Source organism: Methylomonas albis (assembly GCF_014850955.1).
In the GTDB taxonomy this organism is placed as follows: Bacteria; Pseudomonadota; Gammaproteobacteria; order Methylococcales; family Methylomonadaceae; genus Methylomonas; species Methylomonas albis.
Map to the genome: position 1 here is coordinate 2,842,276 of NZ_JACXSS010000001.1, position 18,005 is coordinate 2,860,280.

Sequence of the window (18,005 nt, forward strand, 5' to 3'; positions counted from 1 at the left end):
GTGTGTTCCTATGGAATTTGGTTAGTGGGAAACTGGCTCGGCTTGTTGGCAGCAAGTTCCGGACAAAAGCCGCGCATCGCCAGACGGATCTTGGAGGAAGGTTATCAAGTTGTTTCGCTCGGTCATCATTGCCTCGGCTTTTGTGTACAGTTCATCAACCACTGAATCGACTATTTCAACTGAGCAATGTTCTAACGCCTGGGCTTCGGTCATGCCGATTCCCCGGCACTCTGCTAACTGGCGAGCGTGTTCTGCGGTGGTTTGGTCGGCCTCGGCGAACGCCCCATCGATTTCAGCCTCAAGCCTCGCAATTGCTCCGGCGACTTGTATCCTCAAATCAGTATTTATCAGCGGGTTTGGCTCGACTGAATTGCCTTCAAAATCAGCTTTTATGGATTGCAACAGGAGCATTCCTTTGAAGAAATGTTCATAAAGCATTGAATCGTATTGCAAAGCCGCTGGGCTAAGCCGTTTTAGGCCACTAATCGCATCATCAAGGCGCGAAACTAGCTGTTCTGAGGTTTCTTTCATTACGCGATCTCCGCTTTTCTCAAGCCGTCCTCGAATTGGGTGGTATTAAGGTGATGCATCTCATAAACCGGCGCACTGGCGACAAAGGCATGCAGCTTTTCTTGTTCGGCTTTCAAGGCTTCGACGGTGGCGGCGTGGTCGGCCAATTCTTGGGCTGGATAGGGTTCGATGGTGGCTATCTGTTTCTCGCTAAAGCCGGAATGCTTCAGCTCGCTAACTCGGTAATCATGGCCTTGGCGCAAATGCTCTGCTGTGCGCTCGTTCAGGCTGATTTCGCCCGAAATTGCAGCGATTCTCCTGGCAACTATCCCCAGAAGTTCAGTGCCTCCAGCCGCTTGCCAATCAGCCTCGACCTGGGCGAAAAGCTTTTCGCAGTCCTTCAGGTGCATTTCAAGCACACTAACGGCTTGACTGATTTTCTTTGCTGAATAGCTATTTCCGGCAAGCGCCCGGCTATCAACGGCCTTCAAGGCGGCTATGGCCGGCAGAATGATTTGCTTTGAGTAAACCGCCTCTGTGTAGTCGGCTTTGGTAATGGTTTTTGTGCTCATGATTTTTCCTGTGTTTCTGTAGGTGTGGCTGGGTGTAATAAGAGTAACGCCGCCCGGACAGGCGGCGCGGCGAACTTTCCGAATCCTGATTTTCTACTCTGCGAGCTCAGGTACAGGGACGAAACAAGCTAATTTGGTACCGTCCAGCAAGTCGAAATTATTGTTGCCGCCGGAAACAAATTGCTCGATTTTTTCAAGTTCTGAGCTCAGGTTTTTACGAATACCGAAGTGTGGGTAATAGTGGGCATGCCCTTCTGGCAGGATGGCGTCAATTTCGAAAATTGAAAATCCTTGCCCGTGCAGTAGCTCACGCTTTGCTCCGTATAAATTTGCTAAGTTTTCAACGGCCCAATCATGCAACTTTATTTCGTTTTTGATTTGATTAACTCTAACTTCGATGGCGGCATCAATGCCCTGCAGCAGAGGGGGGTTAAGGCTCGGTACGCTATCGAGCACTGCTTGATGCCTAGCCAGATTTGTAGCTAGCCAATCTTTGAATTTGACGACTTTTGGAATTGATTCGTCGTCTTCAAAGCTGAATTCCATGTCCTCGTTAATCGTTTCGAGCAACGCGACTATCGGCCCAACGTGGCAAACAAAATGCTGCGCTTCATTGATTTCGTTTCTATCGATTATTTTTGCTTTCATGGTATTTCCCCTATTGGGTTGTAAAAAAATGGTTGTGTTAAGCGGCGGCGTGCGCAAGGTTTACCCACTGCATGGTTTCCGGGAGGTAACAGCAGAGTACTGTTGCCACCTCCCCATGGCGGTTCTTGTCTACGATCACTTCCGCCGGTGCGTTGTCGTCTTCGTCGTCACGGTGTAAGAGCAGGATTTGATCGGCCTCTTGCTCGATAACGCCTGAATCCCGCAAATCGGCCATGTTAGGCCGCTTGTCGGTGCGCTTGGTGCTTGCCCGATTGAGCTGAGCCAAGGCCATGACGGGTATGTTGATTTGACGGGCGATGTTTTTCAGGCCGGTGGCAACCTCGCCAACGTCGAGCGTTTGGTTGCCGCTGCTTTTGACCGGCTTTACGCGGGTCAAATAGTCCACGACGATAAAATCTAAGCCGCCATCAATGGCCCACGCCTTGGCCTGTAACGCCACGTCGGCTATGGTGACGGCGGGCTTGTCGTATATGCGGAAATTGAGGTGCGCTACTCGGTTAATCGCGGCGGTGATGCTCGCCCAATCCCCGTCTTGCAGGTTGGCATCTCTCAGGGCTGTACCGGCAATGCCACTATTCGCAGATGTGACCCGCAACATCAACTGCCGCGCTGCCATCTCGGTCGATATGATGCCGACGCGCTTACCGGCCTTTGCCAAGTTGAGCAGCACAGAAATCCCGAATGCCGTCTTGCCCACACTCGGGCGGGCGCCTACAACCACCAAGTCACTAGGGTGCATGCTGCCGAGCACTCGGTCTAGGGCTGTAATACCTGTTTGCAGGCCAAGCCCGCCGGTTTCTCTGGCGTCGAGTGCCGTTTCCAATACATCAACAAACTCGCCCAGCGCGGATTTGATGGTGTGGTTGTAGTTGCGGGTTTCGCTCGATACCGCTGCCAGGGTAGATTGCATCATCTGGCCGAGCACGGCGTCCAGGTCAGCCCCGCTCTGTAATTCGTTCAGGGCCTCCGACAGTGTTTTTTGCACATGGGTTGCTTGATGTAGCGACCTCAGCCCATCAAGGTACTTTTGCAAGTTCTCGGCGGCGGCATGTGTGCCGCTACGAAGTTGGTTGAGCTCTTGCAGCAGGCCAGGGCGGTTGATGTGCTCGGACAGCGTATACATATCCGGATCGCCGCCGTTTGCCGCGATTGCCTTGGTGGCGGCGATGACTGGTCGCCACTTGCTGAACCAGCGTTCGTCTATTTCGTGGCCTGCTAGGGCACTTGGTTTGTTTACAAGGATGTTGACAACAGCATCCTCGTATTTGCTTTGCTTGTTAGGGGTCATTGGTAAACCTTACGTCTTGATTTTGGCAATGGTTCCGGCGTGGTCGTAGCGTGCTTGATGAAAACCGGTAGCGTTGGCGGAAACTTCTCGCCGGATGCGATACAGCCCTGAATCCCGCGCTCGATTTGGATTGCAGACAGGTTCGCTATTTGCAACGACCATTCACGCCGCGCGATTTTGTAGTCTTCGTCCGTGAGGAATTGATCAGCCCAAAGGTTGTGATAAATACCGATCATCCGCAGGAACAATACATCCGTCTCCGCCAATGCTCTCTGGCTCTGTGTCATAGAGTTGAGCTGCCGCTCTGTAAATTTGCTGGTTGATACTTGCTGATTGCTGGCGTTTGGTTGCATGGCTGGTTGCTCCGGGTTGTAGTGCGATGGTTGAGTTCTGGATAAATCCTTCGATTTTGTCGGCATTGCGGAGGATTAGGTCGAGTGAGTCGTAAACCTTACCCTTGTCGTTTTTACCCATATGCCAGGCTGATTTTGCACAGCCAGTGATGGCCGCTTTGATTTGTTCGGTGGTGTAGCTTTTTAGAGCTTTAGCGATCACCGATTTTCTTTTGGTATCTAACAACCCTCGAGGGTGGCCCATGGTTGTCTGCCAAAAATTGAAAATATCGGTTATCGGATCGGTGTTGCTTTCATCGTTGGTTTTTTGAGGTAATGCGATTTCTCTTTTGTTTGTTTTTATACTGGGGGTTAACAATGGGGGTTCTATTGGGGGTTCATGTACACGGAATGTACTTTTCGGGTTCGAGGTGTGTACTTTTCGAGGTTCGAGGTGTGTACTTATCGCTCGTCTTTTAATATCACGTAGGTTGTTGATTTTTTCGATAAGTTCGAGGCGTGTACTATTGATTAGTACAATCCGTGGACTTTTCTCCGGATCGTAGATAATTTTTTCAAACCAACTTTCATCAAAAGTTATTTGATATGTGTTTACTTTTCGCCCCTCCCCAATTTCTGCATGGGCTCTAATTTCAATTAGGCCAGCGCCACTTAGAACGTGAAGGCATTTTGAAATGGTGGATTTCGATTTAATTGAAGTTTCAAACATCAGCAATTGATAGCCCACGAAGCAAAACCCATTGTCATTTGCATGATCGCAAAGCACGATAAGAACGAGTTTCTCCATTGCGTCGAGTGGCATGTGATAAGCCATATTGATATGTTTATTACTCATTTCCTACCGGCCTGTCTGGCTATAGCAGCTAACGCCTTATATGATGCCAGTCCGGCATACAGCTTGACGTAAGCCAGGCAGGTGGGGCAGGTGTGGTGCTCTCTGGGCCGCAAAGGTGTGCCGCATCCGCAGCACAGCCTAACCATTTTGCGATTGGTCGGCATGACGCTACCTACGCCGCCTTGCCGGCCGCTGCGCCGCTTTCCAACCAATCAAAAAATGCAGATTCCTTTATCAGTACTTTGCGGCCCATTTTAAAAATGGCACCAGCCTTTTTCAGGCCGTTAGATTCTTGATAAAAAATATAGTGGCGTAAGGTTCCGACCGGAAAAGCAGGATGTTTTTTATTGAATAACTCGACGGTCAGATATGGTGACTCTATTTTTTCGTTACTGCTTAATACTTCGTTCTCTTCAATTTTCATTTTGTCATCTCCAATTTTCGCCAGCTGTCTAGCTGCATTGGTGATAATCGTAAATGATTGATTTTATTTGTGGTCTTAGTTAGCCTTGTTTCCGCTATTTCTGTTATTTGGTATTTTTGCGCGCTTTTTTTGGCAAAAAAAAACCGGCTCTCGCCGGCTAGTTCATATTTGTATCGTTTATTTAAATCTACTCAAATACTTCTCCCTAAATTCGGATCCAGACTGAAGTTCTCCGTCGTTATATTTTATTTTTTTGTCCCCAATGATTTCGCGTATTAAATCGCTCTTAAACTCGCCTGAAACTATTTTTCCCCATGCTGCTGGTGCCTCGAGCTGATCAAGATATTTAACTCTATATTTTTCAGTAAGATTATAAATCAACAGCAGGGATTCGCTCGTTGCCCGTTGCATAGGTGTTAACTTTTTTCTACCAATGGTTGAATCTAATTCAACGAGCCTGTCGATATTTTTATCCCGAAACTCTTCAAAGGTATCGGGTGGTATTCCTTCAGGCTGAAACTCAATGATGAAGTTTTCTTCCTTCTGCTTCCGCTCTTCCTCGCGATGCTCTGCCTCAACCCTAGCTAAATCAATTTTAGATTGCTCTATTAGCTGTTCCTGTTTAGCTTCCCTGGCCAAATCTCTTACTTTATCCTGCCATCCCATTACCCACCCCCAAATAGCTTGTTATTCATCCGCTCTACAACGCCGGTAATGTGGCCGTCCGATAGATGGGCATAGCGTTGTACCATCTGTAATGTTTTATGCCCTAAAACTTCAGCAATTTCGGCTAGGCTTGCGCCATTCATCGCGAGATAACTGGCGGTTGTGTGGCGTATGTCGTGCCAGGTGAAGCCTTTAATTTCGGCTTCCGCCATCGCCTTTAACCAGGGCGTTTTCAAGTCAATAGGTTTTAATGGGTTTTTATGCGAAGGGAAAACGAGTGGGGTATCTATCCTGCGAACCTTGCTCATATCTTTGAGTAATTGCAGCGCCAAGCATGTTAATGGAATACGGCGTTTTTCGGTGTTTTTGGTTTTATGCAAAATAATACAACCTTGTTCAAGGAGAACTACACCCCACGCGCCTTCTGTGGGCGGGTTTGCAGGTGCTTTGCCCCAATATAAATTCATGGTCTCGGCTTGGCGCATTCCGGTCGATAACGCCAAGATAAAGGCTGGATAGAGCAGGGGGTTTAACGATTCCTTACAAGCCTTGGTCAATCGTTCCCTCTCATCATCGTCCAAAAATCTAACCCGGCCTTTTGCGGCCCTGGGTTTTTCGATATTCCGCATCGGTGAATCTTCCAGCCACCCCCAGCTTTTAACCGCCGTGTTAAACACCTTAGACAAAGAGGCCATATATCGTAGGGCTGTGGTCGGACTGCGCTTTTGTCCGGTCCTGACGGTTTCATTGAGCAGTTTGTCTTTGACAAGAGTGAGTGTATCGGCTGTCACGTCGGACAGCATCATATAACCTATTTCTTCATTCCAGCGCCGAAGATGTAGTCCAGTGTGTTCGTCTTGTGTTTTGGTGAGCCCAGCCGACAAGAGATAACGTTCGATCATTTCCGCAACGGTATGCTTTTTAGCTTCAGTTGTTTTGAAGTGCCGACCTTCTCTGATTGCGCTCTCCGTTGAGGCCGCCCACCTTTTGGCGTCAGTTAGACGGCCAAACGTCGCTGATTGAGGCTCATATCCCTTTAATCTAATTTGGACCGTGTAATACGGCACCCCATCCTTTTTAACCCGCTTTCTGATATTAGCCATATTTGCCCCATTTGGGCAGCAATCGGCATTTTGATATGATGCTATCAGCCGTTGCTTAACCCGAACCGTTAAGTGAATAGGTTAGGGCTTGTTGGTGCTGGTAACACCCTCAAGCCCGTTTTGCTTATGGCGGCATTATACCTTACGTCACGCTCACGTCACACTAGTTGGCAAAAAACGTCGATTATTATCGATAGTTGGCGACAATAAAAACGCACTAACCTATTGAATACGCGATTAAAATATTGTTGTAGCTTGTCGAGGATTGTTTGTTTACAGGGATTCATAACCCCGAGGTTCCAGGTTCGATCCCCGGTATCGCCACCATTTAAATCAAGGACTTAGGCTTTCTGCCCAGTCCTTTTTTTACGCCTGTTGTTTAGACTGCTACCGATTTTGCAACGAGTGAACAAACATTGTTTGCATAGTCGTTAAGGTGATCCGGTGCTAAATGTGCATATCTAAGCACCATATATTAACTACTCCAACCGCCTAACTCTTGCAATACGTTCAAAGGGGTTCCATTCTGAACGTGCAAACTCACCCAAGTATATCTTAATCCGTGCCACGTGAAATTTTCGATTCCGGCGCGCTTTAAAGCCGCTCGCCAAAACTTTGTTCCCACCTTGTCTACCGGATTACCGCGATAAGTAAAAACACGAACTTGATGATTTCCGATTTGTTTAACCACAATATTAATCGCATCCAGGTTTAACGGAACTCTGATAACAAATAATGTCGGATTGACAATCCGCACTGCGAAAGGCCGAGACCATCAACAGCGTAATGCCGTCCTCGGCGGCCTGTTTCAATGCGCACCAGGCGTCTGCCGCAGCCGCTGTGAAATAAAAACGCCCTGCCCTGCGGCATGGGTTCCACGACGATCAATTCAGCCGACTCCCTGCATAAGTTCACGCCTCTGGCTGCCGGCAGTTCTTCCGGAATCCCCAACTCCGCCAATATCTTGCGAATCCTCAACAAGTAGCCGTCAAGCTGTTCCGCAATCATCAGCTATATCTGGTTAATAGGCGCGCAAGCGCTGATAATCGCTCTGCGTATCGACATCCAGCGCCGCTTCTTTTAGCGGCACTTTTACCAGCGATTTTTCAAAGTGTAGTAATAAGGGCTTGGCGCCCCGGTCGCCTGTTAAATCGGCTAGTTGTGCAAAAAAAGCAGCTGGAAACACGGCCGGCACGCCAAACGACTCCGCGTATTCACTGACCACCATGCGCTCCGGCGCATTTTGCCAAGCGCTAAGCAAACTGTGCAGATGCACAGCGTTAATCAAGGGTTGATCACAGAGCATCAACAACGCCGCGCTGGCCGTGGCCGGCAAAGCCTGGATACCAGCTTTAATCGAACCGGCCATGCCGTCCGCCCAACTCGGATTCAAAACCACCTTGCAGCCGTTCAAATCAACTGCGGCTGTTATCGCCTCAATATTCGCGCCCAATACCACCACAATCCGCTCCGCCAACACGGCTTGCGCATTGGTAAGCGCATGTACCAGCAATGGCCGATCTCGCCAAGCCAGCAATTGTTTGGGGCTGCCCATTCGGCTGGAAGCACCGGCCGCCAGGATCACGGCATGGACATTCTCAATGACTGCATTCATGCTTGATTGCGACGATGTCATTGCTGAGTTGCAAGCCGTTGCGGCCCTTGAGCTGGGCATGAATGCCGGCCATGATAGACAGCGCAATCTCTTCCGGGGTTTGCGCGCCGATGTCCAAACCCACCGGGCCAAATACCCGATCGCTGATTAGCGCGGCATTGTCGCCCAGGCTTTGTAACAACCGTTGTTTGCGATGCGCCGGCCCCAGCAAACCGATAAACGGCGCGCGGCAATGCACAATGGCTTGCAGATAGCGTTGGTCGTATTCGATGTTGTGCGTCATCAACATCAGCGCGTTGAAGCGATTCAAATCCAGCAAACCCGCCACCTGTTCCGGTACTAGATGCAGTAACAGGTCGGCCTGCGGAAAGCGTTCGGGCTTGATATGCGCGGGGCGGTGATCGACCAAGGTCACCCGCCAACCCAAGGCTTTGGCGCAGTTTACCAGCGGTATCGCATCGGCACCGGCACCGAATATCAGCAATTGCCAGGGCGGTTGTACCGGGTCGTAAAAGGTTTTGATTTCCTGACCGTCGAGCAGATGCGTTTCGATGCGCGGTGTTTGTTGCAAGGCGGTTTGCAGCGCGGCCGTGGCAAACGGAAACGGTGCGCTAGGCAATATCGGTTGATCTCCGACGATGGCCGCCGGCAAAAACTGGCTGCGGCCGGCTGGAAAATCCGCATGCCCGGAATCGAACACGGTAACCAACACGCCGCTTGCCTGAGTTTCGGCCGCCTCAACCAGCAAATTCAACGGACTGAAATCTTGTTCGGCTGATAACAATTGCAGCAACACTCGGACCGCGCCATTGCAGCCCAGTCCCAAGCCCCAGATTACATCTTCTCCAGAGCGCATATCGTAAAACACCGTTTTGGCATGGCCGGTTTCGAATACCGCAGCGGCCTGCTCCTGCAAATCCCGCTCGAAACAGCCCCCGCCCAGCAAGCCGATCAGGTCGCCGGTCTTGGTCATCAGCATCCGCGCTCCAGCCTTTTGGTAGGTCGAGCCAAAGGTTTCGATGATGGTCGCCAGCACGCGGTCTTCGCCGTCGCGTTGCAGTTGCCGGTAGGCTTCGAGCAGATGATTGATGTTGTTGGCCATGATTTACTCGCTTACGGGTCTGCGGGCGATTGTACTAGCCATATCAGCTCCAGCTCAAATTGTACGCAAACTAGTTACAAGCGTCAGATTGGGAATTCGGAATGGATGGGATTAGATCAAACTTAGCCCCTTCCGCTTAAAAAACCTGGATTGGCGTCTTTAAGACGTGGCTTGCATACATGTGCGAGTACCCTGCGGATCGACTTGATTTACCCTGCGCCACTGCCTATTCGGCAGCATCGAAGCAGCACCTGTTGCTGGGTTTCCAGCATCATCCCATTCAAAATGCTAACCGGCTCTAATCCCAAACACCCTGCAAGCCACTGTTGACGGCATGTCCAATCATTTCCAATGATAATCAGCCACCCTGGTATGCGTCTTGCAAAACACTGGGTTCATTAAAAATTCTTTTTTACACCCTACATAACCCAGGATGTTTCATGCGTAGATCGATACCCAACACGCTAGCTTTAGCCATAGCCCTGGCTGCTGCCGGATGCAGCTCCCTGCAGCAAAGCAGCTTGCAACAGGCTAGCGACGCCGCCGGCGCAGCTACTATCAAATCCATCGAATTCACCGGCACCGGCCGTTGGTATCAGTTCGGCCAAGCGCCCAATCCCGATCTACCCTGGCCGCCTTTCGACGTCAAAGCCTACACCGCCGACATCAATTACGACACCGCCAGCGCCAGGGTGCAAATCGCCCGTCTGCAAGTGGTGGAACCCGGCCGCAACCGTCCGGCGCCGGTCGAACAAAACGCCGATCAATACGTCAGCGGCTATAATGCCTGGAATGTGGCAACGACCGGCAATGCGGCGGCGACTGCACAACCGGCTGCCGTGGAAGAACGGGCCGCTGAAATCTGGGCGACTCCGCACGGCTTTTTCAAGGCGGCACTGACCAATCATGCCGAAACCAAGGACATCGCCAACGGCAGCGAAGTTTCTTTTAATATCGGCGGCAAGTACCGCTATGTCGGCACCATCAATGCCAAACATCAGCTGGAATCGGTAAAAACCTGGATCGACAATCCGGTGCTGGGCGACACCTTAGTCGAAACCCGTTATAGCGATTACAAAGCCTTCGACGGCGGCCAGTTCCCCAGCCATATCGTCCGCACGCAGGGCGGTTTTCCGGTGCTGGATTTGAATGTCACGGCGGTAAAAGCCAATCCGGCCGTGGATATTGCCGTACCGGCCGAAGCACTTAAACCAGCGGCTGTTGCCGTTGCGGCCAACAAACTGGCGGACGGCGTGTATTACCTGACCGGTGGCACCCACCACAGCGTGGCTATCGAGCAATTGAACCATATTGTGCTGGTCGAAGCGCCTTTGAACGAAGAGCGCTCGCAGGCCTTGATCGCCAAATTGCAGGAAATCATCCCCAACAAACCGATCAAATATCTGGTCAATACCCACGCTCACTTTGACCACAGCGGCGGCTTGCGCACCTTTGTGGATGCCGGCGCCACCATCGTCACCCATCAACCGAATCAAGCCTATTACGAAAAAGTCTGGGCCAATCCGCACAGCATCAATCCGGATAGGCTGGAGAAGTCCAAGAAAACCGCCAACTTCACCAGCTTTGCCGGCAAACAGGTGTTATCCGACGGCAAGCGCACTATCGAGATTCATTCGCTGGCCGACAATAGCCACAGCGATGCCTTTGTCGCGGTGTATTTGCCTAAGGAAAAAATCCTGATCGAAGCCGACGCTTATACGCCACCGGCTGCCAACGCGCCGGCGCCAACCTCGGTCAATCCGTATTCACTAAACTTGTATGAAAACATTCAGAAGCTGAAACTGGACGTCGGTCAGATCGCCGCATTACACGGCCCACGGGTAGTAACGCTGGCGGAGTTGCGTAGCGCAATCGGCATTACCAAAGCTTCCCGGTAACCGGCTAAGGATCGAGGCAATAGCGCAATGCTGATGCCTCGATCCTGATTTATCCGCACCCAAAAACCGTATGGCGATATTCCAAGCACGCACACACCGGCCAAACATGCAAAGACACCGCCACGCTATTTCGTTTGTGACCCGCATCGCTACAGGGGCATCCATAAACGAGTCAGCGGTAAGGTACTAACCCGCGCGAACACCACTGAACGCACCGTCTGCGCCTCCCGAGAATCAGGATTTGCCGGCGCACGACTCGGCGGCAACCTCGAATAGTTTTTGCTTGCATCGGAAACTAAGCTGATCCTACTGATTGACTGAGCATTGCCTTGCTATATGATGAACCTTCACCATGCGGAAAAAGGGGCTACTATGTTACGCACCATAGGTTTCCACGGCTCGCGAGCCATCGTTTCTATCCTAATACTCCTGCTGTTTTTCGGGCAAGCGCTTGCCGCCACCAAGGCAGTCCCAAACTGGGATGGGTTTGTCGGCCAGTTCGTCGAACATTATTTTGAACTCCACCCTAGCTTTGCCGCCAATGCCGGCCGGCATGAATTCGACGGCAAATTGCCGGACTGGAGTGCGGCCGGTTTAGCCCGGCAAAGCCAATGGCTAAAATCGCAGCGCGAATTAGCCGCCGGCTATCGCGATACATCGCTGAAAGAATCGGAACGCTTCCAGCAAAACCAGCTGCAGGCGGTAATCGACGAGGAATTATTCTGGCTGCAATCGGCCAAGTCACCATCGAAAAATCCGCTGTTTTATTCGCAGGCCCTGGATCCCAATTTTTATCTGACGCGCCCTTATGCACCGCTCGCGCAGCGCCTGCAAGCCTTCATCAACTACGCCGCGAACATCCCCAAGGTCACCGCGCAAATCCGCGCCAATCTAAAGCTGCCTTTGCCGCGCAGCTATATCGAAGTCGGCAAGACTATATTCACCGGTCTGGCGACCTTCTATGAAATCGATGCCAAGGCGACGTTTGCCTCGGTAGACAATCCGTCCTTGCAACAGCAACTCAATACAGTAACGCCGGCCGCCGCCAAAGCGATGCGCGAGCTAGCCGACTGGCTGGAACAACAACGCGCTACTGCCAACGACGATTTTGCGCTGGGTGCCACGCGGTTCCGGGCCATGCTCAAAGCCAGCGAAGGCGTCGATATACCGCTGGAGACTCTCGAAAAAATCGGCCGCGCCGATCTGGACCGCAATCTGGCCGAGCTGAAAGATGCGTGTAAGCAGTACGCCCCGGAGGCGTCGCTGCCGGACTGCGTCGCCAAAGTGGAAGCGCAAAAACCGGCCGACGGCGCGGTCGTCGAAGCGGGCCGGCAACTGATACTGTTGAAGGCTTTTTTAACCGAAAATAACCTGCTGTCGATTCCCGGCCAGGAAGAAGCGGCGGTCGCCGAAACCCCGCCGTTCAAACGTTGGAATTCGGCTTACATCGACATCCCAGGCCCTTACGAACATGCCCTGCCTTCCATCTACTACGTCGCACCGCCCGATCCGGCCTGGAGCGCTGCCGAGCAGGCCGCCTATGTGCCCAGCAAAGCCAACCTGCTATTTATCTCCGCGCATGAAGTATGGCCCGGCCATTTCCTACAGCATCTGCATGCCGACCGCGCTGCGTCGAAGCTGGGGCAATTGTTCAGTAATTACGCGTTCTCGGAAGGCTGGGCGCATTATGCCGAGGAATTAATGTGGGAAGCCGGTTTGAACGCGGGCGATGCGCAAACCCATATCGGCCAATTGTTGAATGCCCTGCTCCGCGACGTGCGTTTCCTATCGGCAATTGGTTTGCACACCCAAGGCATGACCATAGAAGCGTCGGAAAAAATGTTTCGGGAACTGGCGTTCCGCGACCCAGGCACCGCCAAGCAACAAGCCGCGCGCGGTACCTTCGATCCGGGCTATCTGAATTACACCTTGGGTAAACTAATGATCCGCAAACTACGAGAGGATTGGAGCGCCAGCCGCGGCGGCCGGGCGGCGTGGAAGTCCTTCCACGATACTTTTCTGTCCTACGGCGCGCCGCCGATTCCGTTGATCCGGCAGGCCATGCTGGGCGGCAATAGCGGGCCTGCTCTTTAACTTGCTATCGGGAGTGGCTGATAGAAATGCGCGATAGCGGCCGAATGTCGCGCTAAAACGGTTCATTAGCTCGCCAATTTGAGCAAGCGCTATTTCGGCTTGCGTGGATCATCGGCGGGATTGGTATGGTTAATTGCCCATGGCCCGGTGGCACATAGCTCAACAGTAGTTTCCTGACCGATTGCCCAAGCCTAGTTTTCGGAAACGATAAATTAAAGATAAGAATCTCAAAATTCATGAAATCTTGATCGGCAAGGATCGGCCAAAGCCCGCCGCTCGGAGTAGCTATCCAATTTTAATAATTAAGGCATCATTTAACCCAATCGGCTGTCCGGTATTCGGCTAGCAAAATGACATTATCAATGCCCCATCACCTGGAGCCAATCCGTTGTTCAGCCGTTTTAGGCCGCCAGCTCTCAATGCGAGCCGAGTCGGTTGCCAGCCAACTACTCAGCCGCTAAAAGGGGCAGACCCGAGATGGAATCCGGGTCATCCGTTTGCTTTCGGGTTTACCTTTGCTCCCACTACGATTCATATAGGTCCCATTTCACTTTGCCTCCCGTGGGCTAACTTGAGTCGCGGACACAAAAAACTCGATGATATCCTGAGTACGCTCGGGCCAATGTGAATGGATTTGATCACCTTCACAGTACAACGTTTTTACGCCCCCGGCACACCCTGAATAAGAGGAGCAACCATTTGCGATTTTATCCGGAATAGGATCACATTTATTACACGCCGCCCACCAACCCACCGCTTGCTGACCATAACCAGGAAACAGGCGATCCTTGCTGCTGTGCATAACCATAACCGGCAAGGGTTCAGGGCATCTGCGGTCGCGTAAATCATCATACGCAACCCCGGCTGCGCTCGGCGCAATGGCTCGTGGGATGTGTCCCGTGCCAGTCATAAATGCTAATGCCATCGCCGAAGTCCCTCCATCGGAATGTCCGGTAACATAGACTTTTTTTTCATCAATACACCATTTTTTAGCCATTAAACTGGGAATGGTGCCTAATTCTACGGTAGTGCTGGGCGATAATTCCGGATGATCCGCATAGGCCACGATGAAACCGGCTTGGGTCGCAGGAAAAGTGAACCCAGTTGTTTTTTCGGTTTTAGCCCGATTCGATCCCGCCGGAGAAAATACCAGTAATAGTGGGTGGGCAACGGATGCATCATAATTGGCTGGTGTGCGGACATTGTATTTGATGCCGTTTTCGGTTTCTTCGCCATAAGTCTCTCCAGCGTCTCCACTGAGTTGATCAGGTTTGCAAAGACGTTGCAGCATCTCAGGCCGATACGCGGCTTGCCCCAATTCTACCGAGTCGCCACTATGATCCATCAAAAGCATGACAACCATTATTAATATCGGTAACCCGAATAGCACTCTCTGCCAAGAATTAATTCTTAAAAGATAAACCTTTAATTGAGTCATATTCATAATAATATTCTCCCTAAGTTCGCTTGACTCGCCTGTACCATTCGATCATGCCTCAGGTGAGTGATTGAGTGCTTCCTTATTCGCTAACTTCAGTAAAATATAAGCCAGCAACAGCAAGCTTCCGATCATCACAATCTGCAGCATATAGCTTTTTCCCGGAACCGATTCCAGGCCAACAGAGAACGGAATATGCGTATCAAGACGCTTATCCTTGTCGACAATAGCGATGTGGGCCAAATAATTACCAGCACCATACTGGCTAAAATCGACCAAACTATCGAAAGTGCCGTTTTTAACTTTTTTCGGCTGCTGATAAAAAACCCTTTGCCCTTCAGGTTCTTTGGTGATTTCGAATTCCACGCTGACATTGCGCAGACGTTTACCTTCGTAGTCGAACACCAAATTAGTTGGGCCGATTTCGGGAATGATGCTGCAATATTCCCGATCCCCTGACAGTGTGGGGGTATAGGCCGTGAAATGGACTCGTTCAAAACCAACCCTCGTAACGCAAGTATCGGCCTCGTCAGGCGCACCGCGATGCGCTTGAACAATAGTCGGCATTAATCCGACCCAAAAGACAACAGGCAGCAGACTCAGCCACCTAATGCGCTTATGAACCACCTTCTTTAGTCTGTTGATAGAGTTAGACATTGATTTGCTCCCTCTGTGATTTTGTTAAATCCGATGGTCGGTTTAGAAATCAAAGGTTTCCACCTCGGAGATCAGAAACAACGGCTCACCACCGCTAGAAATCTCAACGGCATGCTGAGCTGTTTCTTGACCGCCTGGTGAATTCAGACAAGCCTTTAATTCAGCGAGTGATGGAAAGTAAACCTCGGCAATCCGATGAAACTGCGCTGCAGATTTGTCTGCATTGGAAAGAATCAATGAGGCGACAAATCGTGTTTTGCCGACCAGCTTTTCCACGGCCATCGGCACATGCTCATCAGCATATCGACGTTCAAACGTTTTTAGATCTGTTGGCGTAGGGTACATTACGATTAATTTTGCGGCTTTCATAGGAATTTTGAATATTTATGTGACTGGGTGACTATATTAAATAATGAGTTATGGCAACTGTAAAATACATATTTTCTATGAAATAATAGGTTTTTCCTATTTTAAAAGGGGCAAAGTGTGGAAATGCAGCAAATTCGCTATTTTCTGGCCGTCTGCGATAACGGTTCGTTCACTCGCGCTGCACAAGCAACCTATGTGGCCCAACCCTCGCTGACGCAAGCAATTAAGAAATTGGAAGATGAACTTGGCGGTGAGCTATTTAGCCGAGATCGTAGCGGATGTCGGTTGACGGCTTTAGGACGTTTAATCGAACCTTCGATACGCGAAATAGTGCACAAGACGCAAGCTGTCAAAGCAGAGGCTGTGCGTTTCAGCCGCTTAAATACTGTGCCACTTCGCATCGGAGTGATGACGACAATTGCCGCACACCATTTAAGTCCATTCTTCGCTGACTTTCAGCAAGAACACCCACATGTAGAACTGGAATTAGTCGTCGACAATGAATGCAATCTATTGAATCAACTTGATGAAGATGGCTTGGATTTAGTTATCAGCGCACCAACATCCTTACCGGCAGGGCATTACCAGTCTTTAAAGCTTTACGAAGAACGCTATGTCGTTGTCTTCAACGACAAACACCGTTTCAATCAAATGCAACACATTGATTTAGCAACCATACAAACTGAACCTTATTTGGATCGCCTGAACTGTGAATTGCGTGAAACACTGAGGAGTGTGTGTCAGGGTCGGCAGGTCAATCTTTATGCTGCCTATAGAAGTAATAGCGAAGATTGGATACTGAGTATGGTGCGCGCCGGCATCGGTGTTGCGCTAATGCCGGAATTCACCATCACCAAAAATGCAGATAAGATTCGAGTTCGTTATCTGTCAGACCCAGAAATTCGTCGCACAATCTGCGCTATATTCCCACTCTCATCGGCCGCAAAACCCGAAGTGGCAGAAGTATTGAAAAGTCTGCGGATGAGTTTTTAAAAAGTCACAAGTTAGCTCAATTAGAAATGGGCAATTTGCAGTTTCGCACCAACGGCTGCTTTGTAGCCCTCCAGTTTGCAAAATCTGGCTTTGGCTGACTGGCCGGTTTGGAGAAGCGTGACAGGCCGTTTTGGGTCGACTCCTGCCCTCCCCATCAAAATACTCGTTCCCCACATCATCTTCGTCGTCTCGTAATGCTCGAAGCGGATGCCTGCAAAACTGTTTATCGTAGTTCGGGGTAAGTAAAACCATTTTCAGCCCCTGCATGAAATTAACTCCTATACTATACCGACAACAACTTGTATTGCCATGTGCGTTGAAGCCAGCAATATGTCGAACAATTTGGCGCGCTAGGCTTAAACTTGTAAACGACGCACATTTGCAAATATGCTCGGGGAAAAATAACCCAGCTTGCTCACCAGCTTTTCCTTACGAAGCGCGGAGTATTCCAGTGGCGCCAATCCGGGCCTTGGGACCAAATGCTGGAAGCAAGGAATATCAAGGCTTACAGAGCACGGCAATTTACGGCACGCCGGATACGGGCGACTAGACGTTTCCTACGCGCCACTGGACGCTGGAAACATAGGTTTGAATTATAAATACAGGCCATTGGACGGCATAAAATCTCGCCACAAGTTCTAAATATGGCGGGTAATCATCTGAGGTGGGTCTTTTACATTCAACTAATGAGGAATCTACTATGCCTAAGTCTACTTTCATCCCCGCCGCGGACCATGACTTTTTAGTCTGGTTCGATCATTTTCTCGCCAATCTGACGCCGGAACGCGGCGTAGCGGCGGACAATTTGACCGCGCTCAAATCCGCCAGCGACGATTTTCACGCCAAAACCGCGTTTGCCAATAATGCGGCAGCCACTGCCAAACAGGCTACCGCCGATAAAAATGACAGCCGCCGCTTAGCCGAATCGCTGATTCGTGCCGAAGCTCGACGGATCAAGGCGCGTGCGGATTATACCGGCGGTTTGGGGGCGCAAATGGGCATAGAGGGGGCTGAATATACCAACGATCTCGCTACTTCCAATCCCAATCTAATCGGCATCGATCAAACCGGCGGGAAAGTTTCTTTAAGTTTTACCAAATATAACAGCGAGGGCATCAACATTTATTGCCAGCGTGAAAACGATGCCGACTGGGTATTGCTGGGCCGCGCCACAGTTTCGCCGTATGCGGACAACCGGCCACTGCTACAACCCGGCAAACCGGAGTTGCGCCGCTATACCGCTATTTATATGCTGAAAGACAAGGAAGTCGGGCAATTTAGCAATGATCTGGTCATCAATTGCGCGCCCTGAAAACAAGGCTATAAAAAATCAGGCTTAAAAACCGGTAGCGATTGTTTTTCTATTGGATGTTGTCTCAAGGGAACCTGCGCGGGGTTCCCTTCTCCCTCCGGGAGAAG

General features: G+C 50.6%; 19 protein-coding genes. 4 read left to right on the forward strand and 15 right to left on the reverse strand.

What is annotated here, in order from left to right:
• Window positions 1-21: 21 nt before the first annotated feature.
• The 12 genes from EBA_RS13120 to EBA_RS13175 form a co-directional block, all read right to left on the reverse strand.
• On the reverse strand, window positions 22-531 hold the full coding sequence (locus tag EBA_RS13120) for a hypothetical protein (RefSeq protein WP_192375131.1): 510 nt from the start codon (window positions 529-531) through the stop codon (window positions 22-24).
• Entirely contained in the window at window positions 531-1,082 is a 552-nt protein-coding gene (locus EBA_RS13125) for a hypothetical protein (RefSeq protein ID WP_192375132.1), read from the reverse strand. The genes EBA_RS13120 and EBA_RS13125 overlap by 1 nt, the downstream gene beginning before the upstream one ends.
• 93 nt (window positions 1,083-1,175) lie before the next feature.
• Window positions 1,176-1,730 (reverse strand): hypothetical protein, encoded by a 555-nt coding sequence (locus tag EBA_RS13130; protein ID WP_192375133.1) that lies wholly within the window; start codon window positions 1,728-1,730, stop codon window positions 1,176-1,178.
• A 37-nt stretch (window positions 1,731-1,767) separates the two neighbouring features.
• Window positions 1,768-3,039 carry a replicative DNA helicase gene (locus EBA_RS13135; RefSeq protein WP_192375134.1) on the reverse strand — a complete coding sequence of 424 codons (1,272 nt, stop codon included), beginning with the start codon at window positions 3,037-3,039 and terminating at the stop codon, window positions 1,768-1,770.
• A gap of 204 nt (window positions 3,040-3,243) precedes the next feature.
• Entirely contained in the window at window positions 3,244-4,227 is a 984-nt protein-coding gene (locus EBA_RS13140; protein ID WP_192375135.1) for a helix-turn-helix domain-containing protein, read from the reverse strand.
• 172 nt (window positions 4,228-4,399) lie between these two features.
• Window positions 4,400-4,651 (reverse strand): hypothetical protein, encoded by a 252-nt coding sequence (locus tag EBA_RS13145; RefSeq protein ID WP_192375137.1) that lies wholly within the window; start codon window positions 4,649-4,651, stop codon window positions 4,400-4,402.
• A 177-nt stretch (window positions 4,652-4,828) separates the two neighbouring features.
• A complete protein-coding gene (locus EBA_RS13150) occupies window positions 4,829-5,317 on the reverse strand; it encodes a hypothetical protein (RefSeq protein ID WP_192375138.1) in 489 nt (162 codons plus the stop codon).
• Window positions 5,317-6,420, reverse strand: coding sequence for a tyrosine-type recombinase/integrase (locus EBA_RS13155; protein ID WP_192375139.1), 1,104 nt, complete (start codon window positions 6,418-6,420; stop codon window positions 5,317-5,319). The genes EBA_RS13150 and EBA_RS13155 overlap by 1 nt, the downstream gene beginning before the upstream one ends.
• A gap of 475 nt (window positions 6,421-6,895) precedes the next feature.
• Complete coding sequence (locus EBA_RS13160) at window positions 6,896-7,177, reverse strand: tyrosine-type recombinase/integrase (protein ID WP_223146679.1); 282 nt, start codon at window positions 7,175-7,177, stop codon at window positions 6,896-6,898.
• On the reverse strand, window positions 7,132-7,428 hold the full coding sequence (locus EBA_RS24470; protein WP_192377393.1) for a hypothetical protein: 297 nt from the start codon (window positions 7,426-7,428) through the stop codon (window positions 7,132-7,134). Before EBA_RS24470 ends, EBA_RS13160 begins: the two co-directional genes overlap by 46 nt.
• A gap of 13 nt (window positions 7,429-7,441) precedes the next feature.
• Window positions 7,442-8,035 (reverse strand): nucleotidyltransferase family protein, encoded by a 594-nt coding sequence (locus EBA_RS13170; RefSeq protein WP_192375140.1) that lies wholly within the window; start codon window positions 8,033-8,035, stop codon window positions 7,442-7,444.
• Window positions 8,019-9,137 carry an XdhC family protein gene (locus EBA_RS13175; protein WP_192375141.1) on the reverse strand — a complete coding sequence of 373 codons (1,119 nt, stop codon included), beginning with the start codon at window positions 9,135-9,137 and terminating at the stop codon, window positions 8,019-8,021. The genes EBA_RS13170 and EBA_RS13175 overlap by 17 nt, the downstream gene beginning before the upstream one ends.
• A gap of 440 nt (window positions 9,138-9,577) precedes the next feature.
• Between EBA_RS13175 and EBA_RS13180 the strand changes: the two genes are divergently transcribed.
• Window positions 9,578-11,035 carry an MBL fold metallo-hydrolase gene (locus EBA_RS13180; RefSeq protein WP_192375142.1) on the forward strand — a complete coding sequence of 486 codons (1,458 nt, stop codon included), beginning with the start codon at window positions 9,578-9,580 and terminating at the stop codon, window positions 11,033-11,035.
• A gap of 372 nt (window positions 11,036-11,407) precedes the next feature.
• Window positions 11,408-13,129: a DUF885 domain-containing protein gene (locus EBA_RS13185; RefSeq protein ID WP_225616239.1), complete on the forward strand. Its 1,722-nt coding sequence runs from the start codon at window positions 11,408-11,410 to the stop codon at window positions 13,127-13,129.
• Window positions 13,130-13,676: 547 nt separating this feature from the next.
• Here EBA_RS13185 and EBA_RS13190 read toward each other — a convergent pair.
• From EBA_RS13190 to EBA_RS13200, 3 genes are read right to left on the reverse strand one after another with little or no spacing between them, the layout of a single operon-like run.
• On the reverse strand, window positions 13,677-14,573 hold the full coding sequence (locus EBA_RS13190; RefSeq protein WP_192375144.1) for an alpha/beta hydrolase family esterase: 897 nt from the start codon (window positions 14,571-14,573) through the stop codon (window positions 13,677-13,679).
• A gap of 45 nt (window positions 14,574-14,618) precedes the next feature.
• Window positions 14,619-15,224 carry a hypothetical protein gene (locus EBA_RS13195; protein WP_064023126.1) on the reverse strand — a complete coding sequence of 202 codons (606 nt, stop codon included), beginning with the start codon at window positions 15,222-15,224 and terminating at the stop codon, window positions 14,619-14,621.
• Between the two features lie 42 nt (window positions 15,225-15,266).
• Window positions 15,267-15,593, reverse strand: a complete 327-nt coding sequence (locus EBA_RS13200; RefSeq protein WP_064023125.1) for an EthD family reductase — start codon at window positions 15,591-15,593, stop codon at window positions 15,267-15,269.
• 117 nt (window positions 15,594-15,710) lie between these two features.
• On the opposite strand from EBA_RS13200, the gene EBA_RS13205 reads away from it, so the two are divergent.
• Together EBA_RS13205 and EBA_RS13210 are read left to right on the forward strand one after the other, a co-directional pair.
• Window positions 15,711-16,586 (forward strand): LysR family transcriptional regulator, encoded by an 876-nt coding sequence (locus EBA_RS13205; RefSeq protein ID WP_192375145.1) that lies wholly within the window; start codon window positions 15,711-15,713, stop codon window positions 16,584-16,586.
• 700 nt (window positions 16,587-17,286) lie between these two features.
• Entirely contained in the window at window positions 17,287-17,898 is a 612-nt protein-coding gene (locus tag EBA_RS13210) for a hypothetical protein (protein ID WP_192375146.1), read from the forward strand.
• Window positions 17,899-18,005 lie beyond the last annotated feature (107 nt).